The organism is Pseudomonas sp. VD-NE ins (genome assembly GCF_031882575.1).
Taxonomy (GTDB): domain Bacteria; phylum Pseudomonadota; class Gammaproteobacteria; order Pseudomonadales; family Pseudomonadaceae; genus Aquipseudomonas; species Aquipseudomonas fluorescens_BZ.
In genome coordinates, this window is the sequence record NZ_CP134772.1 from 941,147 (window position 1) to 962,130 (window position 20,984).

The 20,984-nt window shown below is 57.6% G+C and carries 18 protein-coding genes and 3 tRNA genes; 18 read left to right on the top strand and 3 right to left on the bottom strand.

The window, feature by feature from the left end; all coding sequences use genetic code 11:
• Position 1: 1 nt before the first annotated feature.
• From secG to RMV17_RS04010, 12 genes are all read left to right on the top strand, one after another.
• Complete coding sequence (gene secG, locus RMV17_RS03955) at positions 2–388, top strand: preprotein translocase subunit SecG (protein WP_090175639.1); 387 nt, start codon at positions 2–4, stop codon at positions 386–388.
• A 22-nt stretch (positions 389–410) separates the two neighbouring features.
• A tRNA-Leu gene (locus tag RMV17_RS03960) sits at positions 411–496 on the top strand.
• A gap of 97 nt (positions 497–593) precedes the next feature.
• A tRNA-Met gene (locus tag RMV17_RS03965) sits at positions 594–670 on the top strand.
• Positions 671–809: 139 nt separating this feature from the next.
• The gene (gene rimP / locus RMV17_RS03970) at positions 810–1,268 is read left to right on the top strand and encodes a ribosome maturation factor RimP (protein WP_007915250.1); all 459 of its coding nucleotides are present in this window, start codon (positions 810–812) and stop codon (positions 1,266–1,268) included.
• Between the two features lie 47 nt (positions 1,269–1,315).
• Positions 1,316–2,797, top strand: coding sequence for a transcription termination factor NusA (gene nusA, locus RMV17_RS03975; RefSeq protein ID WP_034154421.1), 1,482 nt, complete (start codon positions 1,316–1,318; stop codon positions 2,795–2,797).
• Positions 2,798–2,824: 27 nt separating this feature from the next.
• A complete protein-coding gene (gene infB / locus RMV17_RS03980) occupies positions 2,825–5,356 on the top strand; it encodes a translation initiation factor IF-2 (RefSeq protein WP_034154422.1) in 2,532 nt (843 codons plus the stop codon).
• A gap of 159 nt (positions 5,357–5,515) precedes the next feature.
• Positions 5,516–5,917, top strand: coding sequence for a 30S ribosome-binding factor RbfA (gene rbfA / locus RMV17_RS03985; RefSeq protein ID WP_007915259.1), 402 nt, complete (start codon positions 5,516–5,518; stop codon positions 5,915–5,917).
• A gap of 4 nt (positions 5,918–5,921) precedes the next feature.
• The gene (gene truB / locus RMV17_RS03990; RefSeq protein WP_034154423.1) at positions 5,922–6,839 is read left to right on the top strand and encodes a tRNA pseudouridine(55) synthase TruB; all 918 of its coding nucleotides are present in this window, start codon (positions 5,922–5,924) and stop codon (positions 6,837–6,839) included.
• Between the two features lie 142 nt (positions 6,840–6,981).
• Positions 6,982–7,251, top strand: coding sequence for a 30S ribosomal protein S15 (gene rpsO, locus RMV17_RS03995; protein WP_003197723.1), 270 nt, complete (start codon positions 6,982–6,984; stop codon positions 7,249–7,251).
• A gap of 193 nt (positions 7,252–7,444) precedes the next feature.
• Positions 7,445–9,550, top strand: coding sequence for a polyribonucleotide nucleotidyltransferase (gene pnp / locus RMV17_RS04000; protein WP_007915263.1), 2,106 nt, complete (start codon positions 7,445–7,447; stop codon positions 9,548–9,550).
• A gap of 129 nt (positions 9,551–9,679) precedes the next feature.
• Positions 9,680–9,755: transfer RNA gene (locus RMV17_RS04005), tRNA-Thr, on the top strand.
• Between the two features lie 279 nt (positions 9,756–10,034).
• A complete protein-coding gene (locus RMV17_RS04010; protein ID WP_311885820.1) occupies positions 10,035–11,180 on the top strand; it encodes an acyltransferase in 1,146 nt (381 codons plus the stop codon).
• 141 nt (positions 11,181–11,321) lie between these two features.
• On the opposite strand, the gene RMV17_RS04015 is transcribed toward RMV17_RS04010, so the two are convergent.
• Entirely contained in the window at positions 11,322–11,816 is a 495-nt protein-coding gene (locus RMV17_RS04015) for a hypothetical protein (RefSeq protein WP_311885823.1), read from the bottom strand.
• Positions 11,817–12,093: 277 nt separating this feature from the next.
• On the opposite strand from RMV17_RS04015, the gene RMV17_RS04020 reads away from it, so the two are divergent.
• Positions 12,094–12,393, top strand: a complete 300-nt coding sequence (locus RMV17_RS04020) for a DUF6388 family protein (RefSeq protein ID WP_034154593.1) — start codon at positions 12,094–12,096, stop codon at positions 12,391–12,393.
• An 88-nt stretch (positions 12,394–12,481) separates the two neighbouring features.
• Here RMV17_RS04020 and nadC read toward each other — a convergent pair whose 3' ends face one another.
• Entirely contained in the window at positions 12,482–13,330 is an 849-nt protein-coding gene (gene nadC / locus RMV17_RS04025; protein WP_311885826.1) for a carboxylating nicotinate-nucleotide diphosphorylase, read from the bottom strand.
• A 369-nt stretch (positions 13,331–13,699) separates the two neighbouring features.
• On the opposite strand from nadC, the gene RMV17_RS04030 reads away from it, so the two are divergent.
• From RMV17_RS04030 to RMV17_RS04050, 5 genes are all read left to right on the top strand, one after another.
• A complete protein-coding gene (locus RMV17_RS04030) occupies positions 13,700–15,880 on the top strand; it encodes a DUF1631 domain-containing protein (RefSeq protein WP_311885828.1) in 2,181 nt (726 codons plus the stop codon).
• A gap of 64 nt (positions 15,881–15,944) precedes the next feature.
• On the top strand, positions 15,945–16,505 hold the full coding sequence (ampD, locus tag RMV17_RS04035; protein WP_311885830.1) for a 1,6-anhydro-N-acetylmuramyl-L-alanine amidase AmpD: 561 nt from the start codon (positions 15,945–15,947) through the stop codon (positions 16,503–16,505).
• Positions 16,502–17,341, top strand: coding sequence for a regulatory signaling modulator protein AmpE (gene ampE, locus RMV17_RS04040; RefSeq protein ID WP_311885832.1), 840 nt, complete (start codon positions 16,502–16,504; stop codon positions 17,339–17,341). The genes ampD and ampE overlap by 4 nt, the downstream gene beginning before the upstream one ends.
• A 197-nt stretch (positions 17,342–17,538) precedes the next feature.
• Positions 17,539–19,569: a methyl-accepting chemotaxis protein gene (locus RMV17_RS04045; RefSeq protein ID WP_311885834.1), complete on the top strand. Its 2,031-nt coding sequence runs from the start codon at positions 17,539–17,541 to the stop codon at positions 19,567–19,569.
• Between the two features lie 247 nt (positions 19,570–19,816).
• The gene (locus RMV17_RS04050) at positions 19,817–20,206 is read left to right on the top strand and encodes a hypothetical protein (protein WP_311885836.1); all 390 of its coding nucleotides are present in this window, start codon (positions 19,817–19,819) and stop codon (positions 20,204–20,206) included.
• Here the strand turns inward: RMV17_RS04050 and RMV17_RS04055 are convergent, their stop codons facing one another.
• Entirely contained in the window at positions 20,207–20,983 is a 777-nt protein-coding gene (locus RMV17_RS04055) for a TatD family hydrolase (RefSeq protein WP_034154431.1), read from the bottom strand.
• Position 20,984: the final 1 nt, after the last annotated feature.

The window sequence follows — 20,984 nt, forward strand, 5'->3', positions numbered from 1 at the left end:
AATGCTGGAAACAGTCGTAGTCGTTTTTCATCTGCTGGGTGCATTGGGCGTAGTTGCTCTGGTTTTGCTGCAGCAGGGTAAGGGTGCGGACGCTGGCGCGTCTTTCGGAGCAGGTGCTTCAAATACTGTGTTCGGAAGCCAAGGTTCCTCTACCTTTCTTAGTAAGTTTACTGCTATACTTGCCGCCGGTTTCTTCATAACCAGCTTGGGGTTAGGTTACTTTGCTAAAGAGAAGGCTCATCAGCTGACTCAGGTAGGTCTCCCAAACCCAGCAGTGTTGGAAGTACCTAAGCAGCAACAACCGGCTTCTGATGATGTCCCGGTGCTTCAAGAGCAAAAGTCGGCTACTCCAGCGACTGACGTACCTCCAGCTCAAGAGCAGAAGTAAGAAGGGTTTCAAATGTAGTTTTGCCGAGGTGGTGGAATTGGTAGACACGCAACCTTGAGGTGGTTGTGCCCATAGGGTGTAGGGGTTCGAGTCCCCTTCTCGGTACCAATTAGTCAGGAGAGCCCGCTGTTGCGGGCTTTCTTGCAGGTGGAAGGTTACATTGACCCTATAAGGGATCGGTCGTATACTTCCGCCCCAGCTTTGTCGCGGGGTGGAGCAGTCTGGTAGCTCGTCGGGCTCATAACCCGAAGGTCGTCGGTTCAAATCCGGCCCCCGCAACCAGTTTAAGGAGCCCCTTTTAAGGGGCTTTTTGTTAGCTGGACACTTTCAACGCCGCTGTTCGACGGCGTTTCAAGGATGGGCGTTATGCCCATTTTTTTATTTTGCAAAGCATGCACATATCATGCACTAGGGGGTTCAGGTGTCGAGCAAGCTAGAAGAGTTGCAGGCCTTGCTGGCCCCGGTGGTCGTGGCCCTGGGCTATGAATGCTGGGGTATCGAGTTTTCGGCTCAGGGTCGCCACTCGATGTTGCGCGTTTATATCGATAAAGAGGGCGGCGTGCTGGTGGACGATTGCGCCATTGTCAGCCGTCAGATCAGCGGTGTACTGGATGTTGAAGATCCAATTTCCGTTGAATACACCCTCGAAGTTTCCTCGCCTGGCATGGAGCGCCCACTGTTCACTCTTGAGCAGTTTGCAAAGTTTGCCGGTGAACAAGTGAAGATCAAGCTGCGCTCGCCTTTCGAAGGGCGACGCAACTTTCAGGGCCTTCTGCGCGGTGTAGAAGAACAGGATGTCGTGGTTCAGGTAGATGACCATGAGTTCCTGTTGCCGATCGATATGATCGACAAGGCCAACATTATTCCCAGTTTTGACTGAGACGCGGATCCCGCGGATCCAATGGCTTGCGAAAGGCGAGGCGTACGATGAGCAAAGAAGTACTGCTGGTTGTTGAGTCGGTATCCAATGAAAAGGGCGTACCGGCAAGCGTAATTTTTGAAGCGCTGGAGCTGGCTTTGGCCACTGCTACCAAAAAGCGTTTTGAAGACGAAGTTGACCTGCGTGTGGAAATTAACCGCCACACCGGGGCATACGAAACTTTCCGTCGCTGGACGGTCGTCGAAGAGAATGATCTCGACGATCCGGCCATCGAAACCTGGCCAACCAAGGTTGCCGAAACGCATCCTGGTGCCAAGGTTGGCGACGTCGTTGAAGAAAAGATCGAATCCATCGAGTTCGGCCGCATTGCTGCACAGACTGCCAAGCAAGTCATCGTGCAGAAAGTCCGCGAAGCCGAGCGCGCTCAAGTGGTTGACGCCTATCGCGAGCGCCTGGGAGAAATCATCTCCGGCACCGTGAAAAAAGTCACCCGCGACAACGTGATCGTCGATCTGGGTAACAACGCAGAAGCGTTGCTGGCCCGTGAAGACATCATTTCTCGCGAAACTTTCCGTGTCGGCGTGCGCCTGCGTGCGCTGCTCAAGGAAATCCGCACCGAGAACCGCGGCCCGCAGCTGATCCTGTCGCGTACCGCGCCGGAAATGCTGATCGAGCTGTTCCGCATCGAAGTGCCGGAAATTGCCGAAGGCCTGATCGAAGTAATGGCAGCGTCCCGTGATCCGGGTTCGCGCGCCAAGATCGCCGTCCGCTCCAAGGACAAACGCATCGACCCACAGGGCGCTTGCATTGGTATGCGCGGTTCGCGCGTCCAGGCAGTGTCGGGCGAGTTGGGCGGTGAGCGTGTTGATATCGTCCTGTGGGATGACAACCCGGCTCAGTTCGTGATCAACGCCATGTCCCCGGCTGAGGTTGCGGCAATTATCGTTGACGAAGATGCCCACGCAATGGACATCGCCGTTGGCGCAGACAATCTGGCTCAGGCCATCGGTCGTGGTGGTCAGAACGTGCGTCTGGCGAGCCAGTTGACTGGCTGGACCCTGAACGTGATGACCGAATCGGACATCCAGGCTAAGCAGCAAGCAGAAACCGGCGACATCCTGCGCAACTTCATCGACGAGCTGGAAGTCGACGAAGAACTGGCGCAGGTGCTGGTAGATGAAGGCTTCACCAGCCTGGAAGAGATTGCCTACGTACCGTTGGAAGAAATGCTCAACATCGACGGCTTTGACGAAGATATCGTCAACGAGCTTCGCGCTCGTGCCAAGGATCGTTTGTTGACCAAAGCCATCGCTACTGAGGAAAAGCTGGCAGACGCCCATCCGGCCGAAGACCTGCTCTCGCTTGAGGGTATGGACAAGGATTTGGCGATGGAACTGGCGGTGCGCGGCGTAATTACCCGCGAAGACCTGGCCGAGCAGTCTATTGACGACCTGCTCGACATCGACGGCATTGACGATGATCGTGCCGGCAAGTTGATCATGGCCGCCCGAGCCCACTGGTTCGAGTAATTAGGCGCGGCCTGAGGAGAGAAGTGCATGACGCAAGTCACGGTGAAACAACTGGCCGATGAGGTCAAAACACCGGTAGAGCGCCTGTTGCAGCAGATGCGTGAGGCAGGTCTGCCGCACACCGCCGCCGAAGAAAATGTGACTGACAGTGAGAAGCAGTCCCTGCTGACTCACTTGAAAAGCAGCCACAAGGCGAAAGTGGAAGAACCACGCAAGATCACGCTGCAGCGTAAAACCACCAGCACCCTGCGTGTGGCTGGTAGCAAGAGCATCAGCGTAGAAGTTCGCAAAAAGAAAGTTTTCGTACAGCGTAGCCCGGAAGAAATCGAAGCCGAACGCAAGCGTGAACTGGATGAGCGTCGCGCAGTAGAAAATGCTGCCCGTCAGAAGGCTGAAGAAGAAGCCAAGCAACGCGCCGAAGTAGAAGCGCGTAATCAGCCTGCTGCTGCGCAGACCGCTACCAGCGACGCCGTTGCGGCGCCGGCTGCAGCTGCCGAACCTGTTCGCGAAAGCGCGCCGGTGGCTGCCGCTGCTCCAGCTCCATCTGCTGACGTTCGCAACAAGCAGAACGAACAGCGCCGTCCGGACAAGCCACGTGCCGACGACAACAATCGTCGCAGCGGTGGTGGTGATGGCGAGCGCAAAAACGCTCCGCATCGCGCATCGGTCAAAGAAAAAGCGCCGGCTCCACGTGTGGCGCCACGCACTACCGACGAAGAAAGCGATGGCTTCCGTCGTGGTGGTCGCGGCAAGGCCAAGCTGAAGAAGCGCAACGCCCACGGTTTCCAGAGCCCAACCGGCCCTGTCGTGCGTGATGTGCAGATCGGCGAGACCATCACTGTTGGCGATCTCGCCAATCAGATGTCGGTCAAGGCTGCTGAAATCATCAAGTTCATGTTCAAACTGGGTACTCCAGCGACCATCAACCAGGTGCTTGATCAGGAAACTGCTCAACTGGTAGCCGAAGAACTGGGCCACAAAGTGACCCTGGTCAGCGACACCGCTCTGGAAGATTCCCTGGCCGAGTCCCTGAAGTTTGAAGGTGAGTCGTTCTCCCGTGCACCAGTCGTGACCGTAATGGGCCACGTTGACCACGGTAAAACGTCCCTGCTCGACTACATCCGTCGTGCCAAGGTAGCTGCTGGCGAAGCCGGCGGTATCACCCAGCACATCGGTGCATACCACGTTGAAACCGAACGCGGCATGGTCACTTTCCTCGATACCCCGGGTCACGCCGCGTTTACTGCAATGCGTGCTCGTGGTGCCAAGGCGACCGACATCGTGATCCTGGTGGTTGCAGCGGACGACGGCGTGATGCCGCAGACCATTGAAGCTGTTCAGCACGCAGTAGCGGCTGGCGTTCCACTGGTTGTAGCGGTGAACAAAATCGACAAGCCGGGCGCCGATCTCGATCGCATCCGTAGCGAACTGTCGGTTCACGGCGTGACTTCCGAAGAGTGGGGCGGTGATACGCCGTTCGTTCCGGTTTCGGCGAAAGTCGGTACTGGCGTGGACGAGTTGCTTGAAGCCGTTCTGCTGCAAGCCGAAGTTCTCGAACTGAAAGCAACTCCATCGGCTCCTGGTCGTGGTGTTGTGGTTGAATCGCGTCTCGACAAAGGTCGTGGCCCGGTGGCAACCGTTCTGGTTCAAGACGGTACCCTGCGCCAAGGCGACATGGTCCTGGTCGGTTCGAACTATGGCCGTGTGCGTGCCATGCTCGACGAGAATGGCAAGCCAATCAAGGAAGCCGGTCCATCCATCCCTGTCGAGATCCTCGGCCTGGACGGTACCCCGGACGCTGGCGACGAGATGAGCGTGGTTGCTGACGAGAAGAAAGCCCGTGAAGTGGCTCTGTTCCGTCAAGGCAAGTTCCGCGAAGTCAAACTGGCTCGCGCTCACGCCGGCAAGCTGGAAAACATCTTCGAAAACATGGGTCAGGCCGAAAAGAAGACGCTCAACATCGTCCTCAAATCCGACGTCCGTGGTTCGCTGGAAGCGTTGAACGGTGCCTTGAATGGCCTGGGCAACGACGAAGTACAAGTGCGCGTAGTGGGCGGCGGCGTTGGTGGTATCACCGAGTCCGACGCTAACCTGGCACTGGCTTCCAACGCTGTACTGTTCGGCTTCAACGTGCGTGCCGATGCTGGCGCACGGAAGATCGTCGAGCAGGAAGGTCTGGATATGCGTTACTACAACGTGATCTACGACATCATCGAAGACGTCAAGAAAGCCCTGACCGGCATGCTCGGCAGCGATGTTCGCGAGAACATCCTGGGTGTGGCCGAAGTGCGTGACGTGTTCCGTTCGCCGAAGTTTGGCGCGATCGCAGGCTGCATGGTGATCGAAGGTGTTGTGCACCGTAACCGTCCGATCCGTGTACTGCGTGAAGACATCGTTATCTTCGAAGGCGAGCTGGAATCCCTGCGCCGCTTCAAGGATGACGCTTCCGAAGTACGTGCCGGCATGGAATGCGGTATCGGCGTGAAGAGCTACAACGACGTCAAAGTCGGCGACAAGATCGAAGTCTTCGAGAAGGTTCAGGTTGCTCGCAGCCTCTAACTCGCGCACTTCAGGAGCCGTGATGGCCGGCCGTACTCAACAGTGCGGCGCATCACCCGGACTCTAAACGCAACGCCCGGTCTGGCTTTTGTCAGGCCGGGCGTTTGCCGCTTTCAGACCTTGCGGGTTTCACCGCTGGGCAGTAACAGGTAACAAATCATGGCAAAAGAATACAGCCGTACCCAACGTATCGGCGATCAGATGCAGCGCGAGCTGGCCCAACTGATCCGTCGCGAAGTCAAAGACCCACGTGTGGGTCTGGTCACCATTACCGCTGTGGAAGTCAGCCGTGACGTCGGTCACGCAAAGATTTTCATCACCGTGATGGGCCAGGACAACGCTGAAGACATCGCACAAAGCATCAAGGTGCTCAACGCCGCCGCAGGTTTCCTGCGTATGCAACTGGCCCGTGAAATGAAGCTGCGCAGCGTGCCGCAACTGCACTTCCACTACGACGAGTCCGTCGTGCGTGGCGCGCACCTGTCGGCGCTGATCGAGCGTGCGGTGGCTGAAGACAATCAGCATCCGGTCGCTGCTGAACCTGAAGACACCAAGGAGTAACTCGGTGGCTCAGGTCAAACGTATCCGTCGTAACGTAAGCGGCATCATCCTGCTCGACAAGCCGTTGGGGTTCACCTCCAACGCCGCGTTGCAGAAGGTTCGCTGGCTGCTGAATGCCGAGAAGGCCGGTCACACTGGCAGTCTTGACCCGCTGGCCACCGGCGTCTTGCCGCTGTGCTTCGGTGAGGCTACCAAGTTCTCGCAATACCTGCTCGATTCCGACAAGGGTTATGAAACCCTGGCGCAACTGGGCAAGACCACCACCACGGCGGATGCCGAGGGTGAGGTTTTGCAGGAACGCCCGGTGACCGTTGGTCGCGCCGATGTCGAAGCGGCATTGCCGAAATTTCGCGGGCAAATCAGTCAGATACCGCCGATGTACTCGGCGCTCAAGCGTGATGGCCAACCGCTGTACAAGCTGGCTCGTGCAGGCGAAGTAGTGGAGCGCGAACCGCGTTCTGTTACTATTGCGCGCTTGGAATTACTGGCCTTCGAAGGCGATACTGCGCGCCTTGCGGTGGATTGCAGCAAAGGCACCTATATCCGCACCCTGGTGGAGGATATTGGTGAGCAACTCGGTTGTGGTGCGTACGTCGCGGAACTGCGCCGTACCCAGGCCGGGCCTTTCACCCTGGCGCAGACGGTTACCCTCGAAGAGCTTGAAGCAGTACATGCCGAAGGCGGCAACGAAGCGGTTGATCGCTTCCTGATGCCATCGGACAGCGGCCTGCTGGATTGGCCGTTGCTGCATTTTTCGGAAGCGAGCGCGTTCTACTGGCTCAACGGCCAGCCGGTACGTGCCCCGGATGCTCCGAAGTTCGGCATGGTACGGGTACAGGATCACAATGGTCGCTTCATCGGTATCGGTGAAGTGAGCGAAGACGGGCGCATCGCGCCACGTCGTTTGATTCGGTCAGAATGACCGGAACCGGCCTGTGTAACAGCAGGTCGGCGAGTGTGGCTGTTAACAGGCACGGTCACGACTCATTTATAGATACAGGGATTTGTCCCTGGCCTGTTGAAGCTGTTTCTCTGAAACAGTTTCCTGATAAAAGGATTGCCTCATGGCTCTCGACGTTCAAGAAAAAGCTCAAATCGTTGCTGACTACCAGCAAGCTGTTGGTGACACCGGTTCGCCAGAAGTGCAAGTTGCACTGCTGACCCACAACATCAACAAACTGCAAGGTCACTTCAAGGCCAACGGTAAAGATCACCACTCCCGTCGTGGTCTGATCCGCATGGTAAACCAGCGTCGCAAGCTGCTGGACTACCTGAAAGGCAAGGACGTGAGCCGTTACAGCGCTCTGATCGCTCGCCTGGGTCTGCGTCGCTAATCAGCGATTGCGCTATGAGGTTGGTTGTCTGCCAGACGTCTGCGGTTTACCGCTGGCGCCTTGCAGGCTCCCAGCCTCAAGTTTTATCTGGATACACGTTTTACCCTGGACAGGCGTTGGGCCGATTCCCGACATTGCCCAAGAATTCGCAAGAAACCAGTTCCCCCAAGAGCCACAAAGAAGGTAGGACACCGTGAACCCGGTAATCAAAAAATTCCAGTTCGGTCAATCGACCGTTACCCTCGAGACTGGCCGTATCGCCCGTCAGGCCTCCGGCGCAGTATTGGTCACCGTTGACGACGACGTCAGCGTATTGGTGACTGTAGTCGGTGCCAAGCAAGCCGATCCAGGCAAGGGCTTCTTCCCTCTGTCCGTTCACTACCAGGAAAAGACTTACGCTGCCGGTAAGATCCCTGGCGGTTTCTTCAAGCGTGAAGGCCGTCCTTCCGAGAAAGAAACCCTGACTTCCCGACTGATCGACCGTCCGATCCGTCCGCTGTTCCCAGAAGGTTTCATGAACGAAGTGCAGGTTGTCTGCACCGTCGTTTCCACCAGCAAGAAGACCGATCCGGACATCGCTGCGATGATCGGTACCTCGGCTGCCCTGGCCATCTCGGGCATCCCGTTCGACGGCCCGATCGGCGCCGCTCGTGTAGCTTTCCACGAAAGCACCGGCTACCTGCTGAACCCGACTTACGAGCAGCAAGCTGCTTCGAGCCTGGACATGGTCGTTGCCGGTACTTCCGACGCCGTTCTGATGGTTGAATCGGAAGCCAAAGAGCTGACCGAAGACCAGATGCTGGGCGCGGTACTGTTTGCTCACGACGAATTCCAGGTTGTGATCAACGCGGTTAAAGAACTGGCCGCTGAAGCTGCAAAACCAACCTGGACCTGGGCTCCGGCTCCAGAAGCCACCGAACTGCTGGGCGCTATCCGTGCCGAGTTCGGCGAAGCGATCTCCCAGGCTTACACCATCACCGTCAAGGCCGACCGTTACGCTCGCCTGGGTGAGCTGAAGGATCAGGTCGTTGCCAAGCTGTCCGGTGAAGAAGGCCAGCCTTCTTCCAGCGAAGTCAAAGCCGCTTTCGGTGAAATCGAATACCGCACCGTTCGCGAAAACATCGTAAACGGCAAGCCACGTATCGACGGTCGCGACACCAAAACCGTACGTCCGCTGAACATCGAAGTCGGCGTTCTGCCGAAGACTCACGGTTCGGCGCTGTTCACCCGTGGTGAAACCCAGGCTCTGGTAGTCGCGACTCTGGGCACCGCCCGTGACGCACAGCTGCTGGACACCCTGGAAGGCGAGAAAAAAGACCCGTTCATGCTGCACTACAACTTCCCTCCGTTCTCGGTAGGCGAGTGTGGTCGCATGGGTGGTGCTGGTCGTCGTGAAATCGGTCACGGCCGTCTGGCCCGTCGTTCGGTTTCGGCCATGCTGCCAGCCGCTGACGTGTTCCCGTACACCATCCGTGTGGTTTCGGAAATCACCGAATCCAACGGTTCGAGCTCGATGGCTTCCGTTTGCGGCGCTTCCCTGGCCCTGATGGACGCTGGTGTGCCGATGAAGGCGCCGGTTGCCGGTATCGCCATGGGTCTGGTTAAAGAAGGCGAGAAGTTCGCCGTCCTGACCGACATCCTCGGTGACGAAGATCACCTGGGCGACATGGACTTCAAAGTGGCCGGTACCGCCAAAGGTGTTACTGCGCTGCAGATGGACATCAAGATCAAGGGCATCACCGAAGAGATCATGGAAATCGCTCTGGGCCAAGCCCTGGAAGCGCGCCTGAACATCCTCGGTCAGATGAACCAGATCATCGGCCAGTCGCGTACCGAACTGTCGGCCAACGCTCCGACCATGATCGCGATGAAGATCGACACCGACAAGATCCGTGACGTTATCGGTAAAGGTGGCGCGACCATCCGTGCGATCTGCGAAGAAACCAAGGCTTCGATCGACATCGAAGACGACGGTTCGATCAAGATCTTCGGCGAAACCAAGGAAGCGGCTGAAGCAGCACGTCAGCGCGTTCTGGGCATCACCGCTGAAGCCGAGATCGGCAAGATCTACGTGGGCAAGGTTGAGCGCATCGTCGACTTCGGCGCATTCGTCAACATCCTGCCGGGCAAGGACGGTCTGGTGCACATCTCGATGCTGAGCGACGCTCGCGTAGAGAAAGTGACCGACATCCTGAAAGAAGGCCAGGAAGTGGAAGTGCTGGTACTGGACGTGGACAACCGCGGCCGTATCAAGCTGTCCATCAAAGACGTGGCAGCGGCCAAGGCTTCGGGCGTTTAATCACCCCCAGGCTTTAGCGCAATGAAAATGCCCCGCCGTGAAAACGGCGGGGCATTTTTTTGTCTGCGAAATATCGAGACATTCTGCGAAGTTGCCGGACTTCAGAACCGGTGCTAGGTTTAGCCCACCGCCCGTGTAGCTCAGCCGGTAGAGCAGCGCACTCGTAACGCGAAGGTCGCAGGTTCGATTCCTGTCTCGGGCACCAAATCTACTTTCGCCACCTCTGCAGCATTCCCGTATCAGCTATCTGGCAGCGATAGCGTGAATGGGCTCTCCATGCAGGGAAGGATCATTTCCGGCGGGTCGAGCGTTCGGATCTTCAAGAACGACAACACAAGTGCTATCGCCAATGGCACGACATACTCCTTCAATGGCTGGTACGAGGCCGCGTGTTCCTGTCTGGCACCTGATCGCCTGGCGGCCAGTGGCAAGATGCAATCGTGATAGTATCCGGAAAAATTCAAACGACAGGGTATGTCACATAATGAGTACAAAGCAGATTGGGGGGCTAACAGCCCTCCGATTTTTTGCGGCATTCGCGATCCTTATTCATCACGCAAAAGGAAATTTCTTTCCCCCGGAATTCTTGAGTGGACTGCCGCTTGATGCAGGGGTAACTTTCTTCTTCGTTTTGTCCGGGTTCATTCTTTCTCACGTTTATTCGGAAAAAGGAATTCGTAGTGGGCTGTCTAGGTTTTACGTTGCCCGATTTGCTCGGCTATGGCCGGCACACGCATTTTGCACATTGATGCTACTGGCGTGCATTCCTTATCAGCGCGAGTTGCTAGATTCTGCAAACAACGTCTATATCCTGATTTTGAACTTGCTGATGCTTCATGCTGCGGTTCCAATCCCTGACGTTTACTTCTCTTTCAATGCCGTCTCCTGGAGTATTTCCACAGAGATATTCTTTTATATGGCGTTCCCGTTGTTACTGCTTTGGTTCTCCAGCAACCCTGCGCTTAAGCTCTGCGCGGCAATTGCGTTTGGCGGCCTGTTTGCCTACTCGCTAGATGCACTCGGCATCGTCTATTACGCGGCAGATAAACTTAATAAAGTTTCATCGCATGGTTTGGTTTACATCAGCCCGATTAGTCGAATTCAAGAGTTCATGCTTGGCATTGTATGTCAGCGACTTTTATCTGGCTTTCAACTTGGCGTAGTTAATAAAAGTACTGCTACCTTTCTTGAAGTTTCGGCAATTCTGGCAATTGTCTTTTTGACGCCGATCTTAAGCTCTTCAGCTTCGGTTTTCGTTGGTGCTTCTTATATTGCGTTCTCTGAATTTGTTCGGCACACATCAATGGCGCTGCTCTTCGCCGCCGTTATCACATGCTTCTATATGGACAGAGGGTTTGTTTCTCGCGCCCTGTCGTGGCGGCCCCTAGTGTTTTTGGGCGAGATCAGTTTTTCCGTTTACCTGATCCACCAGGTCGTGATTCGCCTGACAACGCAGGAACAGTTGCTGGCTGACTACGGGCCTTACACTAGGTTCTGGTTCGTAGCCTTAACCTCGATCGCATTTGCTGCGTTCATTTGGAAATTCGTGGAGAAGCCGTGCCAAAAAGGCATCATGCGGATATACGATTCGACTCGTCTAAAGCTCAAACCTTCCGAGTCATCCAACTGAGTATCTGGCCCTCGCTCGGAGGGCCAGCGCTTCATAAAAAGTACATCGTTTAGTCCATCGGTGTGAGCGCCAGCGCTGTTTGTCCAATAGGTGCTGGCGTTTTCGGCCTGGATTAGGTTCCTGTCTCGGGCACCACTTCTCTTATTTCACCTTGCGGCTCAGATCCTCGACGGTACGTTTGAGCTGATCCATAGCCCGATCCTGATCGTTGATTTTCTGCTTCAGATTCGAAATCTCGCTGCTGTTCGAGTTGGAACTGGAGCCACTGTTGCGTTTGAGGTCTTCGACCTGACGACCGAGCGTGTCCAGTTCACGGTCCTGGTCTTTGACCTTGTTTTTCAGATCATCGATTTCCTTGCCACTGGAGCTTGAACTCGAACCGCTGCTGCGTTTGAGTTCATCGATCTGGCGCGATTGCTCGCTGATGGTATCGCGCATTTTTCTCAGGTCATCGATGCTGACATCGCTTCTGATCACCACGTCTTTGCCGTAGTCGTTGTGGATCAGCGAAACCTTGTCGCCGTAGGAAGCGCTGCTGTTACTCAATTCAACAGCCATTGCACTGGCCGGCACAACCAAAGCGGCGAACAGAGCGGTGGCAGGCACAACAGAAGAGATTTTCGAGAAGCTGCGCATCACTGGGTATCCTTGTGAACAGCGAAGAGGTGTGCCGAAGTGGCACATCGCTATGACTCGGAATCCGCATTTATGTTCCGCAGGTCAGCTTTTTGTGAGAGAGATGTAAAGAGCCGTGTAATTCGTCATGCAAACGTCCTATATTCGGTGCCTGCATGAGCATCGCCCAGCAGTTTTCAGATGATCCCGAATGGTTCCGAAGGCCGGACAAATCCGCGTCAGAGAGATCCTTGATGATCCAGATCCATCCTCCATTCTTACGATCAGCGAGAACGCCATGACCGAATTAACTCAAGAGCAACGTCACGAACAGGCGCTGGAAAAGTACATTCTGGACGTACCGGACCTGAAGGAAGAGATCAAGGACCTCAGTCCTGATGATCAGAAAGATCAGATTCAGTGGGCCTTCGAAGACGAAGCCGAAGCGCAGGGCTTGCAGCCGTGGGAGCTGACACTCAAGTACACGAGCACGCCGGAGGAGTTCGAGGCGCAGCGCCTCGTTCTGCACAAAGAGGCGGCCGAAGTACTGGGTGTCGAGTGGGATGAGTACTGCGAGATGAATAATCTCGTCGTATAAGAGCAGCTACGAGTTTCAAGCGGCAAGCTGCAAGTCAAAGCAAAAGCGTTGTGGCTTGCAGCTTGTAGCTCGCATCTTGTCGCTGCCGTTATAGGCTGAGTCGCATCGACAGATCCACCGCTTTGACATCCTTGGTCATCGCACCGATCGAGATGTAATCCACTCCGGTTTCGGCGATCGGCAGCAGCGTGCTTTCGTTGATGCCGCCGCTGGCTTCCAGTTTTGCCTGGCCACCGTTCAGGCGCACGGCTTCGCGCATGTCGTCCAGACTCAGTTCGTCGAGCATGATGATGTCGGCGCCAGCAGCCAGCGCTTCTTTCAGTTCATCCAGGCTTTCCACCTCGACTTCCACCGGTTTGCCCGGCGCGATCTTGTGCGCGGCGGCAATGGCTTGTGGAATGCCACCGCTGGCGGCGATATGGTTTTCCTTGATCAGGAACGCGTCGTATAGGCCGATGCGATGGTTGTGGCAGCCACCGCAGGTCACCGCGTATTTCTGCGCCAGACGCAAGCCCGGCAGGGTTTTGCGGGTGTCGAGCAATTTGACCTGAGTGGTACCGACGAAATCCGCCAGGTACTGCGCGCGCGTGGCCACACCGGAGAGCAGTTGCAGGAAGTTCAGCGCACTGCGCTCACCGGTCAGCAGCGAACGGGCCGGGCCTTCCAGATGAAACAGCGGCTGATTGGGCTTGACCCGTTCGCCATCGATCACTTGCCAGTGCACCGCTACGCGCGGATCAAGCTGACGAAACACCGCATCGACCCAAGCGGTGCCGCAAACGACAGCCTCGTCGCGGGTAATGATGGTGGCTTTGGCCAGACGTTCGGCGGGGATCAGTTGGGCGGTGATGTCGCCGCTGCCGATGTCTTCGAGCAACGCACGGCGCACGTTGGCTTCGATTTCGGCGGTCAAATCGGCGAGACGTAGATTCGGCATAACGGGCTCCACAAACAAAGTGGTTCGATTATAGGGGCATGGCGCGAGCCAACCCAAGGCGAGAACGCGCGTGCTTGCCTGCATCCGGTCGATTTTCTTTGAGCAAACCGCGCCGGGACATGGTCACTGAAAGGGCATAGGGGAAACCCTGACGGCTATGGCGTCGGGTACAAGTTATGAAAGATAATCCGCCTTGCATTTGACGTCATAGCTTTGACGTCCTGATTGAACGTGTGGGAGCGAGCCTGCTCGCGAATGCATTCTTTCAGTCACATTGCTGCGGCTGATATACCGCCATCGCGAGCAGGCTCGCTCCCACAGGGGGCCGGGTTGGCTTGACCGAACGAATCACCGTTTCAGGAGGCTTGGATGCACAACGACGGGAAAGTGGTGCCTTTGCACAAAGGCACTGCCGAACAGGCGAATCATTCGCCGCTCGCCCGCCTGCCTGTGATTCTGCTTCAGGTTCGCGACAAGGCTGCCCAGCAACTGCGCCACGGCTTGCAGGAGCTGTTCGATAACGCTGACGACACGCTGTTCGAAATGGCCGACCGGGCGCGCAACGATGTCGAGCAGAATATCTTTTTCGAAGCCATGCGCGACTTGCGCCTCAAGCGCAAAAACATCGAGCGTGGCTTCCTTGAGCAATTTTTCGAAGCCTTCGTCGGTCTGACGCAATACGATCCCACGCACAACACGTTGCCCCATGCCTTGATATACGATGAGTTGGCCCCCCGCAGCGACGATATGGAGCGCAGCGTGGCGGTCGAGACCATGGTCGGTCGCGTACTCAAGCGTGACGGCTTCGCGCTCGATCAACTGACCGCGCGCCTCAACGCGCTGCTCGCCAACACCCTTGACGATCAGCACAACCCGCTCGGCCCGACGCTGCTCTGCGAGTTTTTCCTCCAGGCCGGGCGTAACCTGGGCGTGGAAATCAAGGTCAAGCTGATCCTGCTCAAACTGTTCGAGCGCTATGTATTGGCTGACACCGAGCAGCTTTACGCTGAAGCCAATCAATTGCTGCTCGCTACCGGTGTGTTGCCCGAGCTGAAAGCGGCCCCGGCGCGCCGTGCGATTGATCGTGCGATCGCCAATGTGAACAGCGAGGACAGTGACGACACCCCGCCCGTCGACGAAGGCGTGCAGGAGGTCTTCGCCGCCTTGCAACAATTGCTCGCGCAGGTGCGCGGCAGTGTCGCGCCGACGCTGGAACCCAGCGTTGCGGCGCAACCGATTTCCACCCGCGACCTGCTGCGTCTGCTCTCGCACTTGCAACAGTACGTACCGGCATTGGCAGCGCAGGATGACTTCGATCTGCGCAATCAGCTCGAACAACTGCTGACCCGGGTCAGCGTCAGAAGCGGCAAATCGCGGATCGTCGGCGATGCGAACGAAGATGTGATCAACCTGATCGCCATGGTCTTCGACTGCATTCTTGAAGACCGCAATGTGCCGGATTCGCTCAAGGCCTTGATCGCTAGACTGCAGATCCCGATGCTCAAGGTCGCGGTGCTCGACAAGAGTTTCTTCAGCCGCAGCACGCATCCGGCGCGGCGCCTGCTCAATGAAATCGCCGAGGCGGCCATGGGCTGGGGCGATTGTGACGGTGACGCGCGTGACAGCTTGTACCTGCGTATCGAGCAAGTGGTGCAGCGCCTGCTGACTGACTTTGTCGATGATCCGGCGATTTTCTCCGAGTTGCTGGCTGATTTTCTCGCGTTCACCAGCGATCAGCGCCGCCGCAGCGAGCTGCTAGAACAGCGCCTGCGTGACGCCGAAGAGGGGCGAGCGAAGACCGAACTGGCAAGGCGTCGGGTCGAGCGGGCGCTGAATCAAGCACTGCTGGGCAAAACCCTGCCGCCCTCGGTGGTCACCTTCGTCCAGGACGCCTGGAGCAAAGTACTTCTGCTGACCTGCCTCAAGCATGGCGATCAGTCAGCCGAATGGCAGGCCGACGTGCAAACCATGGAGCAATTGATCTGGAGTGTGCAGCGTCATGACGACGCTGAATCCAGCCTGCGCTTGCTGGCACTGGTGCCGGGATTGCTCAAGTCGCTGCGGGATGGCCTGACCAGTTCGGCGTTTGATCCGTTCGCCACCAGCGAGTTTTTCAGTGAGCTTGAAGCCCTGCATGTGCAGGTGCTGGAGCGTTCCGTTGAGGCTGATCAGGCCGCGCCGATGATCGAGGTATCGCAGCAGATCGTGCTGCAAACCGCCGACGACAGCAGCACGGCATTGATGTCGGTACGCTTGCCCCACGACGCCGCCGGTCTGCGTCAGGTCGAGCAACTGCGCCTGGGCAGCTGGGTGGCGTTTCAGGAAGACGATGAGCACAGTTTGCGCTGCAAACTGGCGGCGATCATCGAAACTACCGGCAAGTATGTATTTGTCGATCGCACCGGCATGAAGGTGCTGGAGCGCAGCCGCATCGCGCTGGCCATGGAATTCGAGCGCGGGGCGGTGCGTGCGCTGGACGGCACCTTGCTGTTCGACCGGGCGCTGGAGTCGGTGCTGGGCAATCTGCGGCGACTCAATCGCGCCAAGTGATCGCGCGCCGGGGGCCGATCACGGCATACTGGGCGCCAACACAGTCGGCGTTGAAGGAATCGGTATGCAGTTGGATCCCGCTAGCGGGTGGTGTCACGGGGTGCAGGTCTGCCCATCGCCCAACTTCAATGAGCGCCCTGCGGGCGAAATTTCCCTGTTGGTCATCCACAACATCAGCCTGCCGCCGGCGCAGTTCGCCACAGGCAAGGTGCAGGAATTTTTCCAGAATCGCCTGGATGTCACCGAACATCCCTACTTTGCAGGGATCGTCGACTTGCGCGTCTCGGCGCATTTTCTGATTGAACGTGACGGCAAGGTCACCCAGTTTGTCTCCTGTCTTGAGCGCGCGTGGCATGCCGGCGTGTCAATTTTTGAAGGGCGAGAAACCTGTAACGATTTTTCCGTGGGCATCGAGCTCGAAGGCACCGATGATCTACCGTTCACCGACGCGCAGTATCAGGCGTTGACGGCGTTGACCCGCCAGTTGCAAAGCGCATTTCCGGCCATCACCGGCGCCCGCATTTGTGGGCACAGCGACATAGCACCCGGGCGTAAGACCGATCCTGGCCCGGCATTCGACTGGGCGCGTTACCGCGCAGCCCTGGCACAAGAGGAAGGACAATGAGTTTTCTGGTGTTACTGCTGGCGCTGTGGATCGAGAAGTTTTCGGCCCTGCGTCATCGGGTTCAACGCGATGGCGGATGGATCCGCGAACTGAACAAGCTCGAAAGCAGCGAGCGGCTGGCGAAGCAGCCGTGGCTGGTGCTGACAATTCTGGTGCTGTTTCCGGTGGCCTTGCTGGCGCTGTTGCTGGTGGTGCTGGAACCGGTTGCCTACGGTTTGCTGGCGTTGCCGGTGCATGTGCTGGTGGTCATTTACAGTCTGGGGCGCGGCGACTTGCTCGGCGGTCTCGGGCCGTTTCGCGATGCCTGGCGCCGTGAGGATCTGCAGGCCGCGGCGCATGTGGCCAAGCGCGATCTGGATATTTGCGCCGACAGCGGCGAGCAGTTGCTCGAACGTGTGCAGGGGCATTTGTTGTGGCAGGCCTACCAGAGCTTTTTTGCGGTGATCTTCTGGTATTTCGTGCTCGGCCCGGTAGCGGCATTGGCGTATCGCCTGTTGGCGCTGGCGCAGGAGCACGGCCAGAACCCGGCATTGGTCGAGCGCGCGGCGCAACTGCGGCATGCCTTCGACTGGCTGCCGGTGCGCTTGCTGGCGGCGAGCCTGGCACTGGTCGGCAACTTTGTTGCGGTCAGCCGGGTGATGCTGCATGAATTGCTCAACTGGAACATCAGCGCGGCGCAGCTGATCAACCGGGTCGGTCTGGCGGCGGGCGAAATTCCACCTCCCGTGGTCGGGCCGGAAGGTATCAACACCCTAGATTGCCTGTGGGAACTGCTGCTGCGCGCGGCGGTGCTGTGGTATGCCGGGTTTGCCTTGTGGACAGTTCTGATCCACTGATTTAAAGAAAGATCAAAAGATCGCAGCCTGCGACAGCTCCTGCAGGAGATGTGTGTTTCGCGGGCTGCGATGCCGTTAACCTTAAGTTACAAAACCTCCCTTCGATTTGAGCTATACAGAGATGGCGCCCGATAGTGGCTATCTGCTGTCGCCCCGCGCCTGCCAATAAAAACAAGAAAAACCAAGGGAGACTTCCAGTGAAGAGCTTGCTCTATCCCGCCGTCTCGCTGATGAACCGTCTGAGCTTCGGCATGAAGTTCAGTCTGATCAGCGTGCTGTTCCTGGTGCCAATGCTGGTGACCAATTTCTGTCTGGTGCGCGATTCCTATCGTGAGTTCCAGGGCACCCGCGTCGAGCTGCAAAGCCTTGATCTGCTGGGCAGCAGCCTGGCCCTGCGCCGGGACCTGGAAACCCTCAACAACCTGGTGCAGATCAACGTCACCCTCGGCCAGTCCGGCAAGGCCGGGAATATCGAGTCGCAGATCACCACCCTCGAACAAGCGGTTTTGACGCGCTTGCAAGGGCTGACGGCGATGACCGACGATCCCGAGCAGATCAAAGTATTCGATGGCAAACGCGATGAAATGATCGCCGCGTTCAAGGCCCAGCAAACGGAAAACTCGCTGCAGAGCAAAAGCGCGTTGATCGGCAAACTGCTGGCCAGTGCGCAGATTTTCAGCCAGATCATCACCAGCCAGGCCGGACTCAGCCGCGATAATCAGAGTGACATCCGTCAACTCAGCGAGCTGATTACCCTGATCACCCCAAGCGTCACGCAAACCCTCGGCGAAGGCCGAGCGATGGGCTCGTATTCATTGGGTCAGGGTTTTCTCAACAGCTCTTCAAGCACGCGTTTTGATGAGTTGCTGGTGCAGATCGAAAAACTCCAGGCCGAATACGGCTTGAAACTGCAGGACGCCCTCGGCTCCAGCAAAGCCGCGCGGGAAAACCTCAGCACAGCGGCCGACAGCAGCAAGGCCTCGCTGAAACAGGCCAGTGAACTGTTCGAAGAGCAGGTGGTGATGGCCGATACCCTCGATGCGCCGTGGCAGGCGTTTTACGATCAGGTCACCGGGTTGATCGAGCGGACTTATCAGCTCAACGAAGCCACCCTCAAATTCCTCGACACCCAATTGCAGCAGCGTCTGGCGCAAAACCGCACGCACATGCTCTTGCAGGCCGTGGCGCTGTCGGTGGTGTTCGTGCTGATTTTCTACCTCTACGGTGGTTTCTACGCCTCGACCCGCACCACGCTGAAACGCCTCGGGGCGATGATGGACAAGGTCGCGGCCGGGGACATGACGGTCAACTTCAAGGCCAGCAGTCGCGATGAGTTAGGTGAGTTGGGCGAAGTGTTCAATGGCACGGTGAAGAAGATTCACGACTTGATCGAGCGGGTGGGGCAGACCGTCGGCGAGGTCGAGCGCCAGGCCGGGCAGGTTGAAAACGTCTCGGCGCAAAGCAACCAAGCGGTCGCCGGGCAACGCACGCAGATCGAGCAAGTGGCGACGGCGATGAACCAGATGTCGGCGACCTCACTGGAGGTGGCGCGCAGTGCCGCTGCGGCGGTGAGCAGTGCCCACAGCGTCAATGACGAGACCATCAGTGGTCGCGGTCTGGTCGAGTCGCAGCAGGGCAGCATTGCTGCGTTGGCCAGTGAAATTGATCAGTCGGTGCTGGTGATCAATCAACTGGCGAGCGATAGCCAGGCCATCAGTCGCGTGCTGGAAGTGATCAAGAGCATCGCCGAACAGACCAACTTGCTGGCGCTTAATGCCGCGATCGAAGCGGCGCGTGCCGGCGAGCAGGGACGTGGTTTTGCCGTGGTGGCGGACGAAGTGCGCACCCTGGCCAAGCGGACCCAGCAATCGACCGAAGAAATCGAACAGATGATCGCCAAGCTGCATGGCGGCGTCGGGGCGGCGGTGAAAGCCATGGGCGTCAGCCATCAGATGGCCAATGGCACAGTGGGGCAATCGGAAAAAGTCCAGCAGGCGCTGGAGAATATCCTCGGGGCCGTGGGCATGATCGTCGATCAGAACCAGCAGATTGCCGCTGCAGTTGAACAGCAAACGGCGGTGGCCCATGACATCGACCAGAACATCGTCGAAATCAACCGCGCCGGCGAGCGCACGGCGCAAGGTGCGCACCAGACCGAAGATGCCAGCCGCGCGCTGTCAGCCCAGGTCGTTGAGCTTAAACAACTGATCAGCGCCTTCCGCGTCTGAGGCACGCACGAAAAACTGTGGGAGCGAGCCTGCTCGCGAATGCAATCTGGCAGTGACATCTCTGTTACCTGATACACCGCCTTCGCGAGCAGGCTCGCTCCCACAGGGTTTTGCGTTTTGTCAGAACCTTTTGTAGTACTTTTTCACTTCGGTCCGTAAGCCCAATCCTGTTTCTCTGCAGACTCTGGCATTTCCCCAGCAATGAGCCAGTATCCATACCCAATCGTTTGTGTAGAGGAGGCCGCTCATGTCTGCCGCAACTCTGGGAGTCCAGGGCCGTTGTGCTCATTGCCAGACCACGCTGCTGCTCAAACCGTGGCAACTCAATGCCATCTCGATCAATGAACCGTTCACCTGCGAGCATTGCCAGCAAACGCTGGAATTGCGTTGCCCGCAACAGATCAAACGCTTCAAGTCCCTCGATTCACTGGCGCTGCTGCGTTTCAGCGCTTCGGTGACGGTGTGCACCGCGCTGCTGGTGGCGTTGGTGATGGAATGGGTGGGGCTGCTGAGCGTCACCGAACAACTGAACGCTTCACTGATCACGATCTTCGTATATTTCGTGGTCGTCCGTTACGCGCGCCAGCGTCAGCATCTGACGCTGGTTCTGGAGGCCGCCAAGGCGCACGCCGACTGATTACCAACCGAATACTTCGCAGCTGTTGGCGGTACTGGCCGTGGCCAGTTGTTGCGGGCTGATATTCATCAGTCCAGCCAGCGCCTCGCAAATCGCCGGCAAGTGCGCCGGGCTGTTGCGCTGACCGGCAAACATCGCAGGTGCCATGTCCGGTGAATCGGTTTCCAGCACAATCGAATCCAGCGGCAGTTCCGCCAGCACCCGATGCATGCGCAACGCCTGCGGCCAGGTCGGTGCGCCGCCCAGGCCCAGCTTGAAACCGAGTTTGATGTACTCCCGCGCTTCTTCACGGCTGCCGGCGAAGGCGTGGATGATTCCCGCGCGTTTGAGCTTGAAGCGTTTGAGCGTAGCGATGACCGCCGCATGACTACGGCGAACGTGGATTAATGCCGGTAATTCGAAGTCCGCCGCCAATTGCAGCTGTGCTTCGAACAGCGCCTGTTGCCGCTCGCGATCGAGGGATTCAATGAAGTAATCCAGACCGATTTCGCCCACCGCACACAACTGCCGATGACCACGCAGCCGCGTCAGCCAATCACCCAAAGCCGACAAATCCTCAGGACGATGCTGATCGAGATACACCGGGTGCAGGCCGAACGCGGCGTACAGATCCGCATCGCTCTGCACCAGATCCCAGACCCGTTGCCAATTGCCTTCATAAACGCCCAACACCACCATCCGCCGCACCCCGACGGCACGGCTTTCGGCGAGCAACGCCGAGCGATCGGCGTCGAAATCGGGGAAATCGAGGTGGGTGTGGCTGTCGATCAGCTCCACG